The 20925-nt window shown below is 59.0% G+C and carries 1 protein-coding gene (running past one end of the window); it reads right to left on the bottom strand.

Annotated elements, in window-relative coordinates:
- Window positions 1-20925, bottom strand: partial view of a hypothetical protein gene (locus AC0VYG_RS09325; protein ID WP_475432034.1) — the 5' portion only. 8994 nt of this gene lie to the left of the window's left edge; the window shows 20925 of its 29919 coding nt (coding positions 1-20925); the start codon lies at window positions 20923-20925; its stop codon lies beyond the left edge, outside the window.

Genomic DNA, 20925 nt, shown 5'->3' with positions numbered 1-20925 from the left:
CGCGCCTGTGCCTTTCAAGCTGATGCTCACCTTCACGTCTGTGGCACCATCCAACTCGGACTTGCTGATGTAGCCGTCGTCGTTGCCATCTGTTGTGATGGTCACACCTGGCGCACCCGCCGCCGTCGTATCCAGGATCGCACTGTCTGTTCCTGGCGCTGACACGTTACCCGCTGCATCGGTAATGGTCGCTGTCACGGTCAACGTCGCGCCGTCTTTTGGCGCCGCCACCGTCGTCGATACGCCCTCTGCTGCGATTTGAGCCGCTGTCAGTACCATCTCCTTGCCGTTCACCGTCAAGGTATCGCCTTCTACCGCGCCTGTGCCTTTCAAGCTGATGCTCACCTTCACGTCTGTGGCACCATCCAACTCGGACTTGCTGATGTAGCCGTCGTCGTTGCCATCTGTTGTGATGGTCACACCTGGCGCACCCGCCGCCGTCGTATCCAGGATCGCACTGTCTGTTCCTGGCGCTGACACGTTACCCGCTGCATCGGTAATGGTCGCTGTCACGGTCAACGTCGCGCCGTCTTTTGGCGCCGCCACCGTCGTCGATACGCCCTCTGCTGCGATTTGAGCCGCTGTCAGTACCATCTCCTTGCCGTTCACCGTCAAGGTATCGCCTTCTACCGCGCCTGTGCCTTTCAAGCTGATGCTCACCTTCACGTCTGTGGCACCATCCAACTCGGACTTGCTGATGTAGCCGTCGTCGTTGCCATCTGTTGTGATGGTCACACCTGGCGCACCCGCCGCCGTCGTATCCAGGATCGCACTGTCTGTTCCTGGCGCTGACACGTTACCCGCTGCATCGGTAATGGTCGCTGTCACGGTCAACGTCGCGCCGTCTTTTGGCGCCGCCACCGTCGTCGATACGCCCTCTGCTGCGATTTGAGCCGCTGTCAGTACCATCTCCTTGCCGTTCACCGTCAAGGTATCGCCTTCTACCGCGCCTGTGCCTTTCAAGCTGATGCTCACCTTCACGTCTGTGGCACCATCCAACTCGGACTTGCTGATGTAGCCGTCGTCGTTGCCATCTGTTGTGATGGTCACACCTGGCGCACCCGCCGCCGTCGTATCCAGGATCGCACTGTCTGTTCCTGGCGCTGACACGTTACCCGCTGCATCGGTAATGGTCGCTGTCACGGTCAACGTCGCGCCGTCTTTTGGCGCCGCCACCGTCGTCGATACGCCCTCTGCTGCGATTTGAGCCGCTGTCAGTACCATCTCCTTGCCGTTCACCGTCAAGGTATCGCCTTCTACCGCGCCTGTGCCTTTCAAGCTGATGCTCACCTTCACGTCTGTGGCACCATCCAACTCGGACTTGCTGATGTAGCCGTCGTCGTTGCCATCTGTTGTGATGGTCACACCTGGCGCACCCGCCGCCGTCGTATCCAGGATCGCACTGTCTGTTCCTGGCGCTGACACGTTACCCGCTGCATCGGTAATGGTCGCTGTCACGGTCAACGTCGCGCCGTCTTTTGGCGCCGCCACCGTCGTCGATACGCCCTCTGCTGCGATTTGAGCCGCTGTCAGTACCATCTCCTTGCCGTTCACCGTCAAGGTATCGCCTTCTACCGCGCCTGTGCCTTTCAAGCTGATGCTCACCTTCACGTCTGTGGCACCATCCAACTCGGACTTGCTGATGTAGCCGTCGTCGTTGCCATCTGTTGTGATGGTCACACCTGGCGCACCCGCCGCCGTCGTATCCAGGATCGCACTGTCTGTTCCTGGCGCTGACACGTTACCCGCTGCATCGGTAATGGTCGCTGTCACGGTCAACGTCGCGCCGTCTTTTGGCGCCGCCACCGTCGTCGATACGCCCTCTGCTGCGATTTGAGCCGCTGTCAGTACCATCTCCTTGCCGTTCACCGTCAAGGTATCGCCTTCTACCGCGCCTGTGCCTTTCAAGCTGATGCTCACCTTCACGTCTGTGGCACCATCCAACTCGGACTTGCTGATGTAGCCGTCGTCGTTGCCATCTGTTGTGATGGTCACACCTGGCGCACCCGCCGCCGTCGTATCCAGGATCGCACTGTCTGTTCCTGGCGCTGACACGTTACCCGCTGCATCGGTAATGGTCGCTGTCACGGTCAACGTCGCGCCGTCTTTTGGCGCCGCCACCGTCGTCGATACGCCCTCTGCTGCGATTTGAGCCGCTGTCAGTACCATCTCCTTGCCGTTCACCGTCAAGGTATCGCCTTCTACCGCGCCTGTGCCTTTCAAGCTGATGCTCACCTTCACGTCTGTGGCACCATCCAACTCGGACTTGCTGATGTAGCCGTCGTCGTTGCCATCTGTTGTGATGGTCACACCTGGCGCACCCGCCGCCGTCGTATCCAGGATCGCACTGTCTGTTCCTGGCGCTGACACGTTACCCGCTGCATCGGTAATGGTCGCTGTCACGGTCAACGTCGCGCCGTCTTTTGGCGCCGCCACCGTCGTCGATACGCCCTCTGCTGCGATTTGAGCCGCTGTCAGTACCATCTCCTTGCCGTTCACCGTCAAGGTATCGCCTTCTACCGCGCCTGTGCCTTTCAAGCTGATGCTCACCTTCACGTCTGTGGCACCATCCAACTCGGACTTGCTGATGTAGCCGTCGTCGTTGCCATCTGTTGTGATGGTCACACCTGGCGCACCCGCCGCCGTCGTATCCAGGATCGCACTGTCTGTTCCTGGCGCTGACACGTTACCCGCTGCATCGGTAATGGTCGCTGTCACGGTCAACGTCGCGCCGTCTTTTGGCGCCGCCACCGTCGTCGATACGCCCTCTGCTGCGATTTGAGCCGCTGTCAGTACCATCTCCTTGCCGTTCACCGTCAAGGTATCGCCTTCTACCGCGCCTGTGCCTTTCAAGCTGATGCTCACCTTCACGTCTGTGGCACCATCCAACTCGGACTTGCTGATGTAGCCGTCGTCGTTGCCATCTGTTGTGATGGTCACACCTGGCGCACCCGCCGCCGTCGTATCCAGGATCGCACTGTCTGTTCCTGGCGCTGACACGTTACCCGCTGCATCGGTAATGGTCGCTGTCACGGTCAACGTCGCGCCGTCTTTTGGCGCCGCCACCGTCGTCGATACGCCCTCTGCTGCGATTTGAGCCGCTGTCAGTACCATCTCCTTGCCGTTCACCGTCAAGGTATCGCCTTCTACCGCGCCTGTGCCTTTCAAGCTGATGCTCACCTTCACGTCTGTGGCACCATCCAACTCGGACTTGCTGATGTAGCCGTCGTCGTTGCCATCTGTTGTGATGGTCACACCTGGCGCACCCGCCGCCGTCGTATCCAGGATCGCACTGTCTGTTCCTGGCGCTGACACGTTACCCGCTGCATCGGTAATGGTCGCTGTCACGGTCAACGTCGCGCCGTCTTTTGGCGCCGCCACCGTCGTCGATACGCCCTCTGCTGCGATTTGAGCCGCTGTCAGTACCATCTCCTTGCCGTTCACCGTCAAGGTATCGCCTTCTACCGCGCCTGTGCCTTTCAAGCTGATGCTCACCTTCACGTCTGTGGCACCATCCAACTCGGACTTGCTGATGTAGCCGTCGTCGTTGCCATCTGTTGTGATGGTCACACCTGGCGCACCCGCCGCCGTCGTATCCAGGATCGCACTGTCTGTTCCTGGCGCTGACACGTTACCCGCTGCATCGGTAATGGTCGCTGTCACGGTCAACGTCGCGCCGTCTTTTGGCGCCGCCACCGTCGTCGATACGCCCTCTGCTGCGATTTGAGCCGCTGTCAGTACCATCTCCTTGCCGTTCACCGTCAAGGTATCGCCTTCTACCGCGCCTGTGCCTTTCAAGCTGATGCTCACCTTCACGTCTGTGGCACCATCCAACTCGGACTTGCTGATGTAGCCGTCGTCGTTGCCATCTGTTGTGATGGTCACACCTGGCGCACCCGCCGCCGTCGTATCCAGGATCGCACTGTCTGTTCCTGGCGCTGACACGTTACCCGCTGCATCGGTAATGGTCGCTGTCACGGTCAACGTCGCGCCGTCTTTTGGCGCCGCCACCGTCGTCGATACGCCCTCTGCTGCGATTTGAGCCGCTGTCAGTACCATCTCCTTGCCGTTCACCGTCAAGGTATCGCCTTCTACCGCGCCTGTGCCTTTCAAGCTGATGCTCACCTTCACGTCTGTGGCACCATCCAACTCGGACTTGCTGATGTAGCCGTCGTCGTTGCCATCTGTTGTGATGGTCACACCTGGCGCACCCGCCGCCGTCGTATCCAGGATCGCACTGTCTGTTCCTGGCGCTGACACGTTACCCGCTGCATCGGTAATGGTCGCTGTCACGGTCAACGTCGCGCCGTCTTTTGGCGCCGCCACCGTCGTCGATACGCCCTCTGCTGCGATTTGAGCCGCTGTCAGTACCATCTCCTTGCCGTTCACCGTCAAGGTATCGCCTTCTACCGCGCCTGTGCCTTTCAAGCTGATGCTCACCTTCACGTCTGTGGCACCATCCAACTCGGACTTGCTGATGTAGCCGTCGTCGTTGCCATCTGTTGTGATGGTCACACCTGGCGCACCCGCCGCCGTCGTATCCAGGATCGCACTGTCTGTTCCTGGCGCTGACACGTTACCCGCTGCATCGGTAATGGTCGCTGTCACGGTCAACGTCGCGCCGTCTTTTGGCGCCGCCACCGTCGTCGATACGCCCTCTGCTGCGATTTGAGCCGCTGTCAGTACCATCTCCTTGCCGTTCACCGTCAAGGTATCGCCTTCTACCGCGCCTGTGCCTTTCAAGCTGATGCTCACCTTCACGTCTGTGGCACCATCCAACTCGGACTTGCTGATGTAGCCGTCGTCGTTGCCATCTGTTGTGATGGTCACACCTGGCGCACCCGCCGCCGTCGTATCCAGGATCGCACTGTCTGTTCCTGGCGCTGACACGTTACCCGCTGCATCGGTAATGGTCGCTGTCACGGTCAACGTCGCGCCGTCTTTTGGCGCCGCCACCGTCGTCGATACGCCCTCTGCTGCGATTTGAGCCGCTGTCAGTACCATCTCCTTGCCGTTCACCGTCAAGGTATCGCCTTCTACCGCGCCTGTGCCTTTCAAGCTGATGCTCACCTTCACGTCTGTGGCACCATCCAACTCGGACTTGCTGATGTAGCCGTCGTCGTTGCCATCTGTTGTGATGGTCACACCTGGCGCACCCGCCGCCGTCGTATCCAGGATCGCACTGTCTGTTCCTGGCGCTGACACGTTACCCGCTGCATCGGTAATGGTCGCTGTCACGGTCAACGTCGCGCCGTCTTTTGGCGCCGCCACCGTCGTCGATACGCCCTCTGCTGCGATTTGAGCCGCTGTCAGTACCATCTCCTTGCCGTTCACCGTCAAGGTATCGCCTTCTACCGCGCCTGTGCCTTTCAAGCTGATGCTCACCTTCACGTCTGTGGCACCATCCAACTCGGACTTGCTGATGTAGCCGTCGTCGTTGCCATCTGTTGTGATGGTCACACCTGGCGCACCCGCCGCCGTCGTATCCAGGATCGCACTGTCTGTTCCTGGCGCTGACACGTTACCCGCTGCATCGGTAATGGTCGCTGTCACGGTCAACGTCGCGCCGTCTTTTGGCGCCGCCACCGTCGTCGATACGCCCTCTGCTGCGATTTGAGCCGCTGTCAGTACCATCTCCTTGCCGTTCACCGTCAAGGTATCGCCTTCTACCGCGCCTGTGCCTTTCAAGCTGATGCTCACCTTCACGTCTGTGGCACCATCCAACTCGGACTTGCTGATGTAGCCGTCGTCGTTGCCATCTGTTGTGATGGTCACACCTGGCGCACCCGCCGCCGTCGTATCCAGGATCGCACTGTCTGTTCCTGGCGCTGACACGTTACCCGCTGCATCGGTAATGGTCGCTGTCACGGTCAACGTCGCGCCGTCTTTTGGCGCCGCCACCGTCGTCGATACGCCCTCTGCTGCGATTTGAGCCGCTGTCAGTACCATCTCCTTGCCGTTCACCGTCAAGGTATCGCCTTCTACCGCGCCTGTGCCTTTCAAGCTGATGCTCACCTTCACGTCTGTGGCACCATCCAACTCGGACTTGCTGATGTAGCCGTCGTCGTTGCCATCTGTTGTGATGGTCACACCTGGCGCACCCGCCGCCGTCGTATCCAGGATCGCACTGTCTGTTCCTGGCGCTGACACGTTACCCGCTGCATCGGTAATGGTCGCTGTCACGGTCAACGTCGCGCCGTCTTTTGGCGCCGCCACCGTCGTCGATACGCCCTCTGCTGCGATTTGAGCCGCTGTCAGTACCATCTCCTTGCCGTTCACCGTCAAGGTATCGCCTTCTACCGCGCCTGTGCCTTTCAAGCTGATGCTCACCTTCACGTCTGTGGCACCATCCAACTCGGACTTGCTGATGTAGCCGTCGTCGTTGCCATCTGTTGTGATGGTCACACCTGGCGCACCCGCCGCCGTCGTATCCAGGATCGCACTGTCTGTTCCTGGCGCTGACACGTTACCCGCTGCATCGGTAATGGTCGCTGTCACGGTCAACGTCGCGCCGTCTTTTGGCGCCGCCACCGTCGTCGATACGCCCTCTGCTGCGATTTGAGCCGCTGTCAGTACCATCTCCTTGCCGTTCACCGTCAAGGTATCGCCTTCTACCGCGCCTGTGCCTTTCAAGCTGATGCTCACCTTCACGTCTGTGGCACCATCCAACTCGGACTTGCTGATGTAGCCGTCGTCGTTGCCATCTGTTGTGATGGTCACACCTGGCGCACCCGCCGCCGTCGTATCCAGGATCGCACTGTCTGTTCCTGGCGCTGACACGTTACCCGCTGCATCGGTAATGGTCGCTGTCACGGTCAACGTCGCGCCGTCTTTTGGCGCCGCCACCGTCGTCGATACGCCCTCTGCTGCGATTTGAGCCGCTGTCAGTACCATCTCCTTGCCGTTCACCGTCAAGGTATCGCCTTCTACCGCGCCTGTGCCTTTCAAGCTGATGCTCACCTTCACGTCTGTGGCACCATCCAACTCGGACTTGCTGATGTAGCCGTCGTCGTTGCCATCTGTTGTGATGGTCACACCTGGCGCACCCGCCGCCGTCGTATCCAGGATCGCACTGTCTGTTCCTGGCGCTGACACGTTACCCGCTGCATCGGTAATGGTCGCTGTCACGGTCAACGTCGCGCCGTCTTTTGGCGCCGCCACCGTCGTCGATACGCCCTCTGCTGCGATTTGAGCCGCTGTCAGTACCATCTCCTTGCCGTTCACCGTCAAGGTATCGCCTTCTACCGCGCCTGTGCCTTTCAAGCTGATGCTCACCTTCACGTCTGTGGCACCATCCAACTCGGACTTGCTGATGTAGCCGTCGTCGTTGCCATCTGTTGTGATGGTCACACCTGGCGCACCCGCCGCCGTCGTATCCAGGATCGCACTGTCTGTTCCTGGCGCTGACACGTTACCCGCTGCATCGGTAATGGTCGCTGTCACGGTCAACGTCGCGCCGTCTTTTGGCGCCGCCACCGTCGTCGATACGCCCTCTGCTGCGATTTGAGCCGCTGTCAGTACCATCTCCTTGCCGTTCACCGTCAAGGTATCGCCTTCTACCGCGCCTGTGCCTTTCAAGCTGATGCTCACCTTCACGTCTGTGGCACCATCCAACTCGGACTTGCTGATGTAGCCGTCGTCGTTGCCATCTGTTGTGATGGTCACACCTGGCGCACCCGCCGCCGTCGTATCCAGGATCGCACTGTCTGTTCCTGGCGCTGACACGTTACCCGCTGCATCGGTAATGGTCGCTGTCACGGTCAACGTCGCGCCGTCTTTTGGCGCCGCCACCGTCGTCGATACGCCCTCTGCTGCGATTTGAGCCGCTGTCAGTACCATCTCCTTGCCGTTCACCGTCAAGGTATCGCCTTCTACCGCGCCTGTGCCTTTCAAGCTGATGCTCACCTTCACGTCTGTGGCACCATCCAACTCGGACTTGCTGATGTAGCCGTCGTCGTTGCCATCTGTTGTGATGGTCACACCTGGCGCACCCGCCGCCGTCGTATCCAGGATCGCACTGTCTGTTCCTGGCGCTGACACGTTACCCGCTGCATCGGTAATGGTCGCTGTCACGGTCAACGTCGCGCCGTCTTTTGGCGCCGCCACCGTCGTCGATACGCCCTCTGCTGCGATTTGAGCCGCTGTCAGTACCATCTCCTTGCCGTTCACCGTCAAGGTATCGCCTTCTACCGCGCCTGTGCCTTTCAAGCTGATGCTCACCTTCACGTCTGTGGCACCATCCAACTCGGACTTGCTGATGTAGCCGTCGTCGTTGCCATCTGTTGTGATGGTCACACCTGGCGCACCCGCCGCCGTCGTATCCAGGATCGCACTGTCTGTTCCTGGCGCTGACACGTTACCCGCTGCATCGGTAATGGTCGCTGTCACGGTCAACGTCGCGCCGTCTTTTGGCGCCGCCACCGTCGTCGATACGCCCTCTGCTGCGATTTGAGCCGCTGTCAGTACCATCTCCTTGCCGTTCACCGTCAAGGTATCGCCTTCTACCGCGCCTGTGCCTTTCAAGCTGATGCTCACCTTCACGTCTGTGGCACCATCCAACTCGGACTTGCTGATGTAGCCGTCGTCGTTGCCATCTGTTGTGATGGTCACACCTGGCGCACCCGCCGCCGTCGTATCCAGGATCGCACTGTCTGTTCCTGGCGCTGACACGTTACCCGCTGCATCGGTAATGGTCGCTGTCACGGTCAACGTCGCGCCGTCTTTTGGCGCCGCCACCGTCGTCGATACGCCCTCTGCTGCGATTTGAGCCGCTGTCAGTACCATCTCCTTGCCGTTCACCGTCAAGGTATCGCCTTCTACCGCGCCTGTGCCTTTCAAGCTGATGCTCACCTTCACGTCTGTGGCACCATCCAACTCGGACTTGCTGATGTAGCCGTCGTCGTTGCCATCTGTTGTGATGGTCACACCTGGCGCACCCGCCGCCGTCGTATCCAGGATCGCACTGTCTGTTCCTGGCGCTGACACGTTACCCGCTGCATCGGTAATGGTCGCTGTCACGGTCAACGTCGCGCCGTCTTTTGGCGCCGCCACCGTCGTCGATACGCCCTCTGCTGCGATTTGAGCCGCTGTCAGTACCATCTCCTTGCCGTTCACCGTCAAGGTATCGCCTTCTACCGCGCCTGTGCCTTTCAAGCTGATGCTCACCTTCACGTCTGTGGCACCATCCAACTCGGACTTGCTGATGTAGCCGTCGTCGTTGCCATCTGTTGTGATGGTCACACCTGGCGCACCCGCCGCCGTCGTATCCAGGATCGCACTGTCTGTTCCTGGCGCTGACACGTTACCCGCTGCATCGGTAATGGTCGCTGTCACGGTCAACGTCGCGCCGTCTTTTGGCGCCGCCACCGTCGTCGATACGCCCTCTGCTGCGATTTGAGCCGCTGTCAGTACCATCTCCTTGCCGTTCACCGTCAAGGTATCGCCTTCTACCGCGCCTGTGCCTTTCAAGCTGATGCTCACCTTCACGTCTGTGGCACCATCCAACTCGGACTTGCTGATGTAGCCGTCGTCGTTGCCATCTGTTGTGATGGTCACACCTGGCGCACCCGCCGCCGTCGTATCCAGGATCGCACTGTCTGTTCCTGGCGCTGACACGTTACCCGCTGCATCGGTAATGGTCGCTGTCACGGTCAACGTCGCGCCGTCTTTTGGCGCCGCCACCGTCGTCGATACGCCCTCTGCTGCGATTTGAGCCGCTGTCAGTACCATCTCCTTGCCGTTCACCGTCAAGGTATCGCCTTCTACCGCGCCTGTGCCTTTCAAGCTGATGCTCACCTTCACGTCTGTGGCACCATCCAACTCGGACTTGCTGATGTAGCCGTCGTCGTTGCCATCTGTTGTGATGGTCACACCTGGCGCACCCGCCGCCGTCGTATCCAGGATCGCACTGTCTGTTCCTGGCGCTGACACGTTACCCGCTGCATCGGTAATGGTCGCTGTCACGGTCAACGTCGCGCCGTCTTTTGGCGCCGCCACCGTCGTCGATACGCCCTCTGCTGCGATTTGAGCCGCTGTCAGTACCATCTCCTTGCCGTTCACCGTCAAGGTATCGCCTTCTACCGCGCCTGTGCCTTTCAAGCTGATGCTCACCTTCACGTCTGTGGCACCATCCAACTCGGACTTGCTGATGTAGCCGTCGTCGTTGCCATCTGTTGTGATGGTCACACCTGGCGCACCCGCCGCCGTCGTATCCAGGATCGCACTGTCTGTTCCTGGCGCTGACACGTTACCCGCTGCATCGGTAATGGTCGCTGTCACGGTCAACGTCGCGCCGTCTTTTGGCGCCGCCACCGTCGTCGATACGCCCTCTGCTGCGATTTGAGCCGCTGTCAGTACCATCTCCTTGCCGTTCACCGTCAAGGTATCGCCTTCTACCGCGCCTGTGCCTTTCAAGCTGATGCTCACCTTCACGTCTGTGGCACCATCCAACTCGGACTTGCTGATGTAGCCGTCGTCGTTGCCATCTGTTGTGATGGTCACACCTGGCGCACCCGCCGCCGTCGTATCCAGGATCGCACTGTCTGTTCCTGGCGCTGACACGTTACCCGCTGCATCGGTAATGGTCGCTGTCACGGTCAACGTCGCGCCGTCTTTTGGCGCCGCCACCGTCGTCGATACGCCCTCTGCTGCGATTTGAGCCGCTGTCAGTACCATCTCCTTGCCGTTCACCGTCAAGGTATCGCCTTCTACCGCGCCTGTGCCTTTCAAGCTGATGCTCACCTTCACGTCTGTGGCACCATCCAACTCGGACTTGCTGATGTAGCCGTCGTCGTTGCCATCTGTTGTGATGGTCACACCTGGCGCACCCGCCGCCGTCGTATCCAGGATCGCACTGTCTGTTCCTGGCGCTGACACGTTACCCGCTGCATCGGTAATGGTCGCTGTCACGGTCAACGTCGCGCCGTCTTTTGGCGCCGCCACCGTCGTCGATACGCCCTCTGCTGCGATTTGAGCCGCTGTCAGTACCATCTCCTTGCCGTTCACCGTCAAGGTATCGCCTTCTACCGCGCCTGTGCCTTTCAAGCTGATGCTCACCTTCACGTCTGTGGCACCATCCAACTCGGACTTGCTGATGTAGCCGTCGTCGTTGCCATCTGTTGTGATGGTCACACCTGGCGCACCCGCCGCCGTCGTATCCAGGATCGCACTGTCTGTTCCTGGCGCTGACACGTTACCCGCTGCATCGGTAATGGTCGCTGTCACGGTCAACGTCGCGCCGTCTTTTGGCGCCGCCACCGTCGTCGATACGCCCTCTGCTGCGATTTGAGCCGCTGTCAGTACCATCTCCTTGCCGTTCACCGTCAAGGTATCGCCTTCTACCGCGCCTGTGCCTTTCAAGCTGATGCTCACCTTCACGTCTGTGGCACCATCCAACTCGGACTTGCTGATGTAGCCGTCGTCGTTGCCATCTGTTGTGATGGTCACACCTGGCGCACCCGCCGCCGTCGTATCCAGGATCGCACTGTCTGTTCCTGGCGCTGACACGTTACCCGCTGCATCGGTAATGGTCGCTGTCACGGTCAACGTCGCGCCGTCTTTTGGCGCCGCCACCGTCGTCGATACGCCCTCTGCTGCGATTTGAGCCGCTGTCAGTACCATCTCCTTGCCGTTCACCGTCAAGGTATCGCCTTCTACCGCGCCTGTGCCTTTCAAGCTGATGCTCACCTTCACGTCTGTGGCACCATCCAACTCGGACTTGCTGATGTAGCCGTCGTCGTTGCCATCTGTTGTGATGGTCACACCTGGCGCACCCGCCGCCGTCGTATCCAGGATCGCACTGTCTGTTCCTGGCGCTGACACGTTACCCGCTGCATCGGTAATGGTCGCTGTCACGGTCAACGTCGCGCCGTCTTTTGGCGCCGCCACCGTCGTCGATACGCCCTCTGCTGCGATTTGAGCCGCTGTCAGTACCATCTCCTTGCCGTTCACCGTCAAGGTATCGCCTTCTACCGCGCCTGTGCCTTTCAAGCTGATGCTCACCTTCACGTCTGTGGCACCATCCAACTCGGACTTGCTGATGTAGCCGTCGTCGTTGCCATCTGTTGTGATGGTCACACCTGGCGCACCCGCCGCCGTCGTATCCAGGATCGCACTGTCTGTTCCTGGCGCTGACACGTTACCCGCTGCATCGGTAATGGTCGCTGTCACGGTCAACGTCGCGCCGTCTTTTGGCGCCGCCACCGTCGTCGATACGCCCTCTGCTGCGATTTGAGCCGCTGTCAGTACCATCTCCTTGCCGTTCACCGTCAAGGTATCGCCTTCTACCGCGCCTGTGCCTTTCAAGCTGATGCTCACCTTCACGTCTGTGGCACCATCCAACTCGGACTTGCTGATGTAGCCGTCGTCGTTGCCATCTGTTGTGATGGTCACACCTGGCGCACCCGCCGCCGTCGTATCCAGGATCGCACTGTCTGTTCCTGGCGCTGACACGTTACCCGCTGCATCGGTAATGGTCGCTGTCACGGTCAACGTCGCGCCGTCTTTTGGCGCCGCCACCGTCGTCGATACGCCCTCTGCTGCGATTTGAGCCGCTGTCAGTACCATCTCCTTGCCGTTCACCGTCAAGGTATCGCCTTCTACCGCGCCTGTGCCTTTCAAGCTGATGCTCACCTTCACGTCTGTGGCACCATCCAACTCGGACTTGCTGATGTAGCCGTCGTCGTTGCCATCTGTTGTGATGGTCACACCTGGCGCACCCGCCGCCGTCGTATCCAGGATCGCACTGTCTGTTCCTGGCGCTGACACGTTACCCGCTGCATCGGTAATGGTCGCTGTCACGGTCAACGTCGCGCCGTCTTTTGGCGCCGCCACCGTCGTCGATACGCCCTCTGCTGCGATTTGAGCCGCTGTCAGTACCATCTCCTTGCCGTTCACCGTCAAGGTATCGCCTTCTACCGCGCCTGTGCCTTTCAAGCTGATGCTCACCTTCACGTCTGTGGCACCATCCAACTCGGACTTGCTGATGTAGCCGTCGTCGTTGCCATCTGTTGTGATGGTCACACCTGGCGCACCCGCCGCCGTCGTATCCAGGATCGCACTGTCTGTTCCTGGCGCTGACACGTTACCCGCTGCATCGGTAATGGTCGCTGTCACGGTCAACGTCGCGCCGTCTTTTGGCGCCGCCACCGTCGTCGATACGCCCTCTGCTGCGATTTGAGCCGCTGTCAGTACCATCTCCTTGCCGTTCACCGTCAAGGTATCGCCTTCTACCGCGCCTGTGCCTTTCAAGCTGATGCTCACCTTCACGTCTGTGGCACCATCCAACTCGGACTTGCTGATGTAGCCGTCGTCGTTGCCATCTGTTGTGATGGTCACACCTGGCGCACCCGCCGCCGTCGTATCCAGGATCGCACTGTCTGTTCCTGGCGCTGACACGTTACCCGCTGCATCGGTAATGGTCGCTGTCACGGTCAACGTCGCGCCGTCTTTTGGCGCCGCCACCGTCGTCGATACGCCCTCTGCTGCGATTTGAGCCGCTGTCAGTACCATCTCCTTGCCGTTCACCGTCAAGGTATCGCCTTCTACCGCGCCTGTGCCTTTCAAGCTGATGCTCACCTTCACGTCTGTGGCACCATCCAACTCGGACTTGCTGATGTAGCCGTCGTCGTTGCCATCTGTTGTGATGGTCACACCTGGCGCACCCGCCGCCGTCGTATCCAGGATCGCACTGTCTGTTCCTGGCGCTGACACGTTACCCGCTGCATCGGTAATGGTCGCTGTCACGGTCAACGTCGCGCCGTCTTTTGGCGCCGCCACCGTCGTCGATACGCCCTCTGCTGCGATTTGAGCCGCTGTCAGTACCATCTCCTTGCCGTTCACCGTCAAGGTATCGCCTTCTACCGCGCCTGTGCCTTTCAAGCTGATGCTCACCTTCACGTCTGTGGCACCATCCAACTCGGACTTGCTGATGTAGCCGTCGTCGTTGCCATCTGTTGTGATGGTCACACCTGGCGCACCCGCCGCCGTCGTATCCAGGATCGCACTGTCTGTTCCTGGCGCTGACACGTTACCCGCTGCATCGGTAATGGTCGCTGTCACGGTCAACGTCGCGCCGTCTTTTGGCGCCGCCACCGTCGTCGATACGCCCTCTGCTGCGATTTGAGCCGCTGTCAGTACCATCTCCTTGCCGTTCACCGTCAAGGTATCGCCTTCTACCGCGCCTGTGCCTTTCAAGCTGATGCTCACCTTCACGTCTGTGGCACCATCCAACTCGGACTTGCTGATGTAGCCGTCGTCGTTGCCATCTGTTGTGATGGTCACACCTGGCGCACCCGCCGCCGTCGTATCCAGGATCGCACTGTCTGTTCCTGGCGCTGACACGTTACCCGCTGCATCGGTAATGGTCGCTGTCACGGTCAACGTCGCGCCGTCTTTTGGCGCCGCCACCGTCGTCGATACGCCCTCTGCTGCGATTTGAGCCGCTGTCAGTACCATCTCCTTGCCGTTCACCGTCAAGGTATCGCCTTCTACCGCGCCTGTGCCTTTCAAGCTGATGCTCACCTTCACGTCTGTGGCACCATCCAACTCGGACTTGCTGATGTAGCCGTCGTCGTTGCCATCTGTTGTGATGGTCACACCTGGCGCACCCGCCGCCGTCGTATCCAGGATCGCACTGTCTGTTCCTGGCGCTGACACGTTACCCGCTGCATCGGTAATGGTCGCTGTCACGGTCAACGTCGCGCCGTCTTTTGGCGCCGCCACCGTCGTCGATACGCCCTCTGCTGCGATTTGAGCCGCTGTCAGTACCATCTCCTTGCCGTTCACCGTCAAGGTATCGCCTTCTACCGCGCCTGTGCCTTTCAAGCTGATGCTCACCTTCACGTCTGTGGCACCATCCAACTCGGACTTGCTGATGTAGCCGTCGTCGTTGCCATCTGTTGTGATGGTCACACCTGGCGCACCCGCCGCCGTCGTATCCAGGATCGCACTGTCTGTTCCTGGCGCTGACACGTTACCCGCTGCATCGGTAATGGTCGCTGTCACGGTCAACGTCGCGCCGTCTTTTGGCGCCGCCACCGTCGTCGATACGCCCTCTGCTGCGATTTGAGCCGCTGTCAGTACCATCTCCTTGCCGTTCACCGTCAAGGTATCGCCTTCTACCGCGCCTGTGCCTTTCAAGCTGATGCTCACCTTCACGTCTGTGGCACCATCCAACTCGGACTTGCTGATGTAGCCGTCGTCGTTGCCATCTGTTGTGATGGTCACACCTGGCGCACCCGCCGCCGTCGTATCCAGGATCGCACTGTCTGTTCCTGGCGCTGACACGTTACCCGCTGCATCGGTAATGGTCGCTGTCACGGTCAACGTCGCGCCGTCTTTTGGCGCCGCCACCGTCGTCGATACGCCCTCTGCTGCGATTTGAGCCGCTGTCAGTACCATCTCCTTGCCGTTCACCGTCAAGGTATCGCCTTCTACCGCGCCTGTGCCTTTCAAGCTGATGCTCACCTTCACGTCTGTGGCACCATCCAACTCGGACTTGCTGATGTAGCCGTCGTCGTTGCCATCTGTTGTGATGGTCACACCTGGCGCACCCGCCGCCGTCGTATCCAGGATCGCACTGTCTGTTCCTGGCGCTGACACGTTACCCGCTGCATCGGTAATGGTCGCTGTCACGGTCAACGTCGCGCCGTCTTTTGGCGCCGCCACCGTCGTCGATACGCCCTCTGCTGCGATTTGAGCCGCTGTCAGTACCATCTCCTTGCCGTTCACCGTCAAGGTATCGCCTTCTACCGCGCCTGTGCCTTTCAAGCTGATGCTCACCTTCACGTCTGTGGCACCATCCAACTCGGACTTGCTGATGTAGCCGTCGTCGTTGCCATCTGTTGTGATGGTCACACCTGGCGCACCCGCCGCCGTCGTATCCAGGATCGCACTGTCTGTTCCTGGCGCTGACACGTTACCCGCTGCATCGGTAATGGTCGCTGTCACGGTCAACGTCGCGCCGTCTTTTGGCGCCGCCACCGTCGTCGATACGCCCTCTGCTGCGATTTGAGCCGCTGTCAGTACCATCTCCTTGCCGTTCACCGTCAAGGTATCGCCTTCTACCGCGCCTGTGCCTTTCAAGCTGATGCTCACCTTCACGTCTGTGGCACCATCCAACTCGGACTTGCTGATGTAGCCGTCGTCGTTGCCATCTGTTGTGATGGTCACACCTGGCGCACCCGCCGCCGTCGTATCCAGGATCGCACTGTCTGTTCCTGGCGCTGACACGTTACCCGCTGCATCGGTAATGGTCGCTGTCACGGTCAACGTCGCGCCGTCTTTTGGCGCCGCCACCGTCGTCGATACGCCCTCTGCTGCGATTTGAGCCGCTGTCAGTACCATCTCCTTGCCGTTCACCGTCAAGGTATCGCCTTCTACCGCGCCTGTGCCTTTCAAGCTGATGCTCACCTTCACGTCTGTGGCACCATCCAACTCGGACTTGCTGATGTAGCCGTCGTCGTTGCCATCTGTTGTGATGGTCACACCTGGCGCACCCGCCGCCGTCGTATCCAGGATCGCACTGTCTGTTCCTGGCGCTGACACGTTACCCGCTGCATCGGTAATGGTCGCTGTCACGGTCAACGTCGCGCCGTCTTTTGGCGCCGCCACCGTCGTCGATACGCCCTCTGCTGCGATTTGAGCCGCTGTCAGTACCATCTCCTTGCCGTTCACCGTCAAGGTATCGCCTTCTACCGCGCCTGTGCCTTTCAAGCTGATGCTCACCTTCACGTCTGTGGCACCATCCAACTCGGACTTGCTGATGTAGCCGTCGTCGTTGCCATCTGTTGTGATGGTCACACCTGGCGCACCCGCCGCCGTCGTATCCAGGATCGCACTGTCTGTTCCTGGCGCTGACACGTTACCCGCTGCATCGGTAATGGTCGCTGTCACGGTCAACGTCGCGCCGTCTTTTGGCGCCGCCACCGTCGTCGATACGCCCTCTGCTGCGATTTGAGCCGCTGTCAGTACCATCTCCTTGCCGTTCACCGTCAAGGTATCGCCTTCTACCGCGCCTGTGCCTTTCAAGCTGATGCTCACCTTCACGTCTGTGGCACCATCCAACTCGGACTTGCTGATGTAGCCGTCGTCGTTGCCATCTGTTGTGATGGTCACACCTGGCGCACCCGCCGCCGTCGTATCCAGGATCGCACTGTCTGTTCCTGGCGCTGACACGTTACCCGCTGCATCGGTAATGGTCGCTGTCACGGTCAACGTCGCGCCGTCTTTTGGCGCCGCCACCGTCGTCGATACGCCCTCTGCTGCGATTTGAGCCGCTGTCAGTACCATCTCCTTGCCGTTCACCGTCAAGGTATCGCCTTCTACCGCGCCTGTGCCTTTCAAGCTGATGCTCACCTTCACGTCTGTGGCACCATCCAACTCGGACTTGCTGATGTAGCCGTCGTCGTTGCCATCTGTTGTGATGGTCACACCTGGCGCACCCGCCGCCGTCGTATCCAGGATCGCACTGTCTGTTCCTGGCGCTGACACGTTACCCGCTGCATCGGTAATGGTCGCTGTCACGGTCAACGTCGCGCCGTCTTTTGGCGCCGCCACCGTCGTCGATACGCCCTCTGCTGCGATTTGAGCCGCTGTCAGTACCATCTCCTTGCCGTTCACCGTCAAGGTATCGCCTTCTACCGCGCCTGTGCCTTTCAAGCTGATGCTCACCTTCACGTCTGTGGCACCATCCAACTCGGACTTGCTGATGTAGCCGTCGTCGTTGCCATCTGTTGTGATGGTCACACCTGGCGCACCCGCCGCCGTCGTATCCAGGATCGCACTGTCTGTTCCTGGCGCTGACACGTTACCCGCTGCATCGGTAATGGTCGCTGTCACGGTCAACGTCGCGCCGTCTTTTGGCGCCGCCACCGTCGTCGATACGCCCTCTGCTGCGATTTGAGCCGCTGTCAGTACCATCTCCTTGCCGTTCACCGTCAAGGTATCGCCTTCTACCGCGCCTGTGCCTTTCAAGCTGATGCTCACCTTCACGTCTGTGGCACCATCCAACTCGGACTTGCTGATGTAGCCGTCGTCGTTGCCATCTGTTGTGATGGTCACACCTGGCGCACCCGCCGCCGTCGTATCCAGGATCGCACTGTCTGTTCCTGGCGCTGACACGTTACCCGCTGCATCGGTAATGGTCGCTGTCACGGTCAACGTCGCGCCGTCTTTTGGCGCCGCCACCGTCGTCGATACGCCCTCTGCTGCGATTTGAGCCGCTGTCAGTACCATCTCCTTGCCGTTCACCGTCAAGGTATCGCCTTCTACCGCGCCTGTGCCTTTCAAGCTGATGCTCACCTTCACGTCTGTGGCACCATCCAACTCGGACTTGCTGATGTAGCCGTCGTCGTTGCCATCTGTTGTGATGGTCACACCTGGCGCACCCGCCGCCGTCGTATCCAGGATCGCACTGTCTGTTCCTGGCGCTGACACGTTACCCGCTGCATCGGTAATGGTCGCTGTCACGGTCAACGTCGCGCCGTCTTTTGGCGCCGCCACCGTCGTCGATACGCCCTCTGCTGCGATTTGAGCCGCTGTCAGTACCATCTCCTTGCCGTTCACCGTCAAGGTATCGCCTTCTACCGCGCCTGTGCCTTTCAAGCTGATGCTCACCTTCACGTCTGTGGCACCATCCAACTCGGACTTGCTGATGTAGCCGTCGTCGTTGCCATCTGTTGTGATGGTCACACCTGGCGCACCCGCCGCCGTCGTATCCAGGATCGCACTGTCTGTTCCTGGCGCTGACACGTTACCCGCTGCATCGGTAATGGTCGCTGTCACGGTCAACGTCGCGCCGTCTTTTGGCGCCGCCACCGTCGTCGATACGCCCTCTGCTGCGATTTGAGCCGCTGTCAGTACCATCTCCTTGCCGTTCACCGTCAAGGTATCGCCTTCTACCGCGCCTGTGCCTTTCAAGCTGATGCTCACCTTCACGTCTGTGGCACCATCCAACTCGGACTTGCTGATGTAGCCGTCGTCGTTGCCATCTGTTGTGATGGTCACACCTGGCGCACCCGCCGCCGTCGTATCCAGGATCGCACTGTCTGTTCCTGGCGCTGACACGTTACCCGCTGCATCGGTAATGGTCGCTGTCACGGTCAACGTCGCGCCGTCTTTTGGCGCCGCCACCGTCGTCGATACGCCCTCTGCTGCGATTTGAGCCGCTGTCAGTACCATCTCCTTGCCGTTCACCGTCAAGGTATCGCCTTCTACCGCGCCTGTGCCTTTCAAGCTGATGCTCACCTTCACGTCTGTGGCACCATCCAACTCGGACTTGCTGATGTAGCCGTCGTCGTTGCCATCTGTTGTGATGGTCACACCTGGCGCACCCGCCGCCGTCGTATCCAGGATCGCACTGTCTGTGGACGTCGCTTCGTTACCCGCCGCGTCTGTCACATCCGCTTTCACAGTCAACGTGCCATCGGCCAGACCACTTAGGTCCGCACTGGTTGTAAACTTGCCATCCTCACCCACGGTCGCGGTGAACGTCTCTGTGTGCGCAGTACTGTCCGTCACCGTCAAGGTCACTGTCCGACCCGTTTCAACATTCGAAGTGGTCCCTGACAAGGTCACCGTGGTTGATTCAGCAGCGCTGATATCGCCGTCGCCGACGATCGTCAAGTCGATGCTCGGCGTACCATGGTTATCTATAATAACGGTAGTGGCACTATCATCTGCCACCACACCTGTCACACCGTCAACATGTACACTGAATGTTTCATCTCCTTCTGAAGTTGAGTCATCAATGGTCGGAACGGTTAAGGCAACACTTGTCACACCTGCCGGAATGGTTAGCGTACCATCAGCATTAATGACCAACGGCTGCGTTTTTCCATTAGCATCAACATAGCTCGCTGTCATTGTGCCAATATCATTGGCGCTGGCAGTAATAAAGTTCGTCGTCAACTTAACGGTAACATCGGTTGGAGAGGCTTGATTTAGAGAAAGGCTAAAAATAGCGTTCTCACCCTCAGGCGTGGAGCCATTATCATCAATACTGGCAATAACAGGTTTAGAAACATCGTCATCAATAATTGTTCCAGTTCCACTTACACCACCCACGGTCAACGTGAAGGTTTCATTTGGCTCATTAGTCTTATCATCAACCGTGGGAACATTAGCGGTAAAATTTGTTACGCCTGCGGGCACGGTAATCGTGCCGTTATTATTGTTCACCACACCATTCGTAAACGTAATGCCAGAGGCAACCACATCGCCCGGACTCGTGGTTATATTAGATAGAGTTAAAGTAAATGTTTGTGCTGCGGTTGTGGCACCTGAAAGCGTCACACCAAAGGACACATTTTGCCCTTCTGTCGCACTTGCATCTGTAACCCGTGAAACATTAACTACAGGAGAAGTATCATCTCCTGTGGTCGTGCCTGTCACGTTGATAACGGAGGCAGAACGATCTCTTGAAGGTGTGGGTGTCGTATCAAAACCACCTGTACTTGAGGTAAAGTTATTATTTGTATCGTAACCATAGGTTGGCGTAACGGTTTCATTAAGACGTTCTACTGTAACAATATCAGCACTTTGTTCACTGACAATGATATCGTTACCCGCCGCTGGCGCGTTTTGAATTAACGTCGGGTCTTGCCCTGCTAAAATAGCTTGCTGGAGTGAGTTGGCGTCTGTTGATGAGTCTTGAGCTAAAGAAGAGGTATCGCCCGGCGTATAGACCTCATCGTTCATATCAACAACGGACTCACTGCCTATTACTATTTGAGTCCCATCGACAAAATTAATGGTGGCACTGTCACTTGGCCCGGTTATAACTTTTTCACCGAAATAAATAGGATCACCGACGTGTATTACACGCTCTTGTCCATCTAATGAACGAACAATGACGGTTCCAGTTACTTGAGAGAAAAAGCCAATTGGGCTGCCCATTTTTGCAAACGAAGTCTGATTGTCGCTCAT

This window comes from Marinomonas sp. 63XJN7_7_ISO-PGPR-S23-202, from assembly GCF_056173505.1.
The sequence above is the reverse complement of the archived record's forward strand: the minus strand, read 5'-3'. Positions and strand labels throughout refer to the sequence as shown.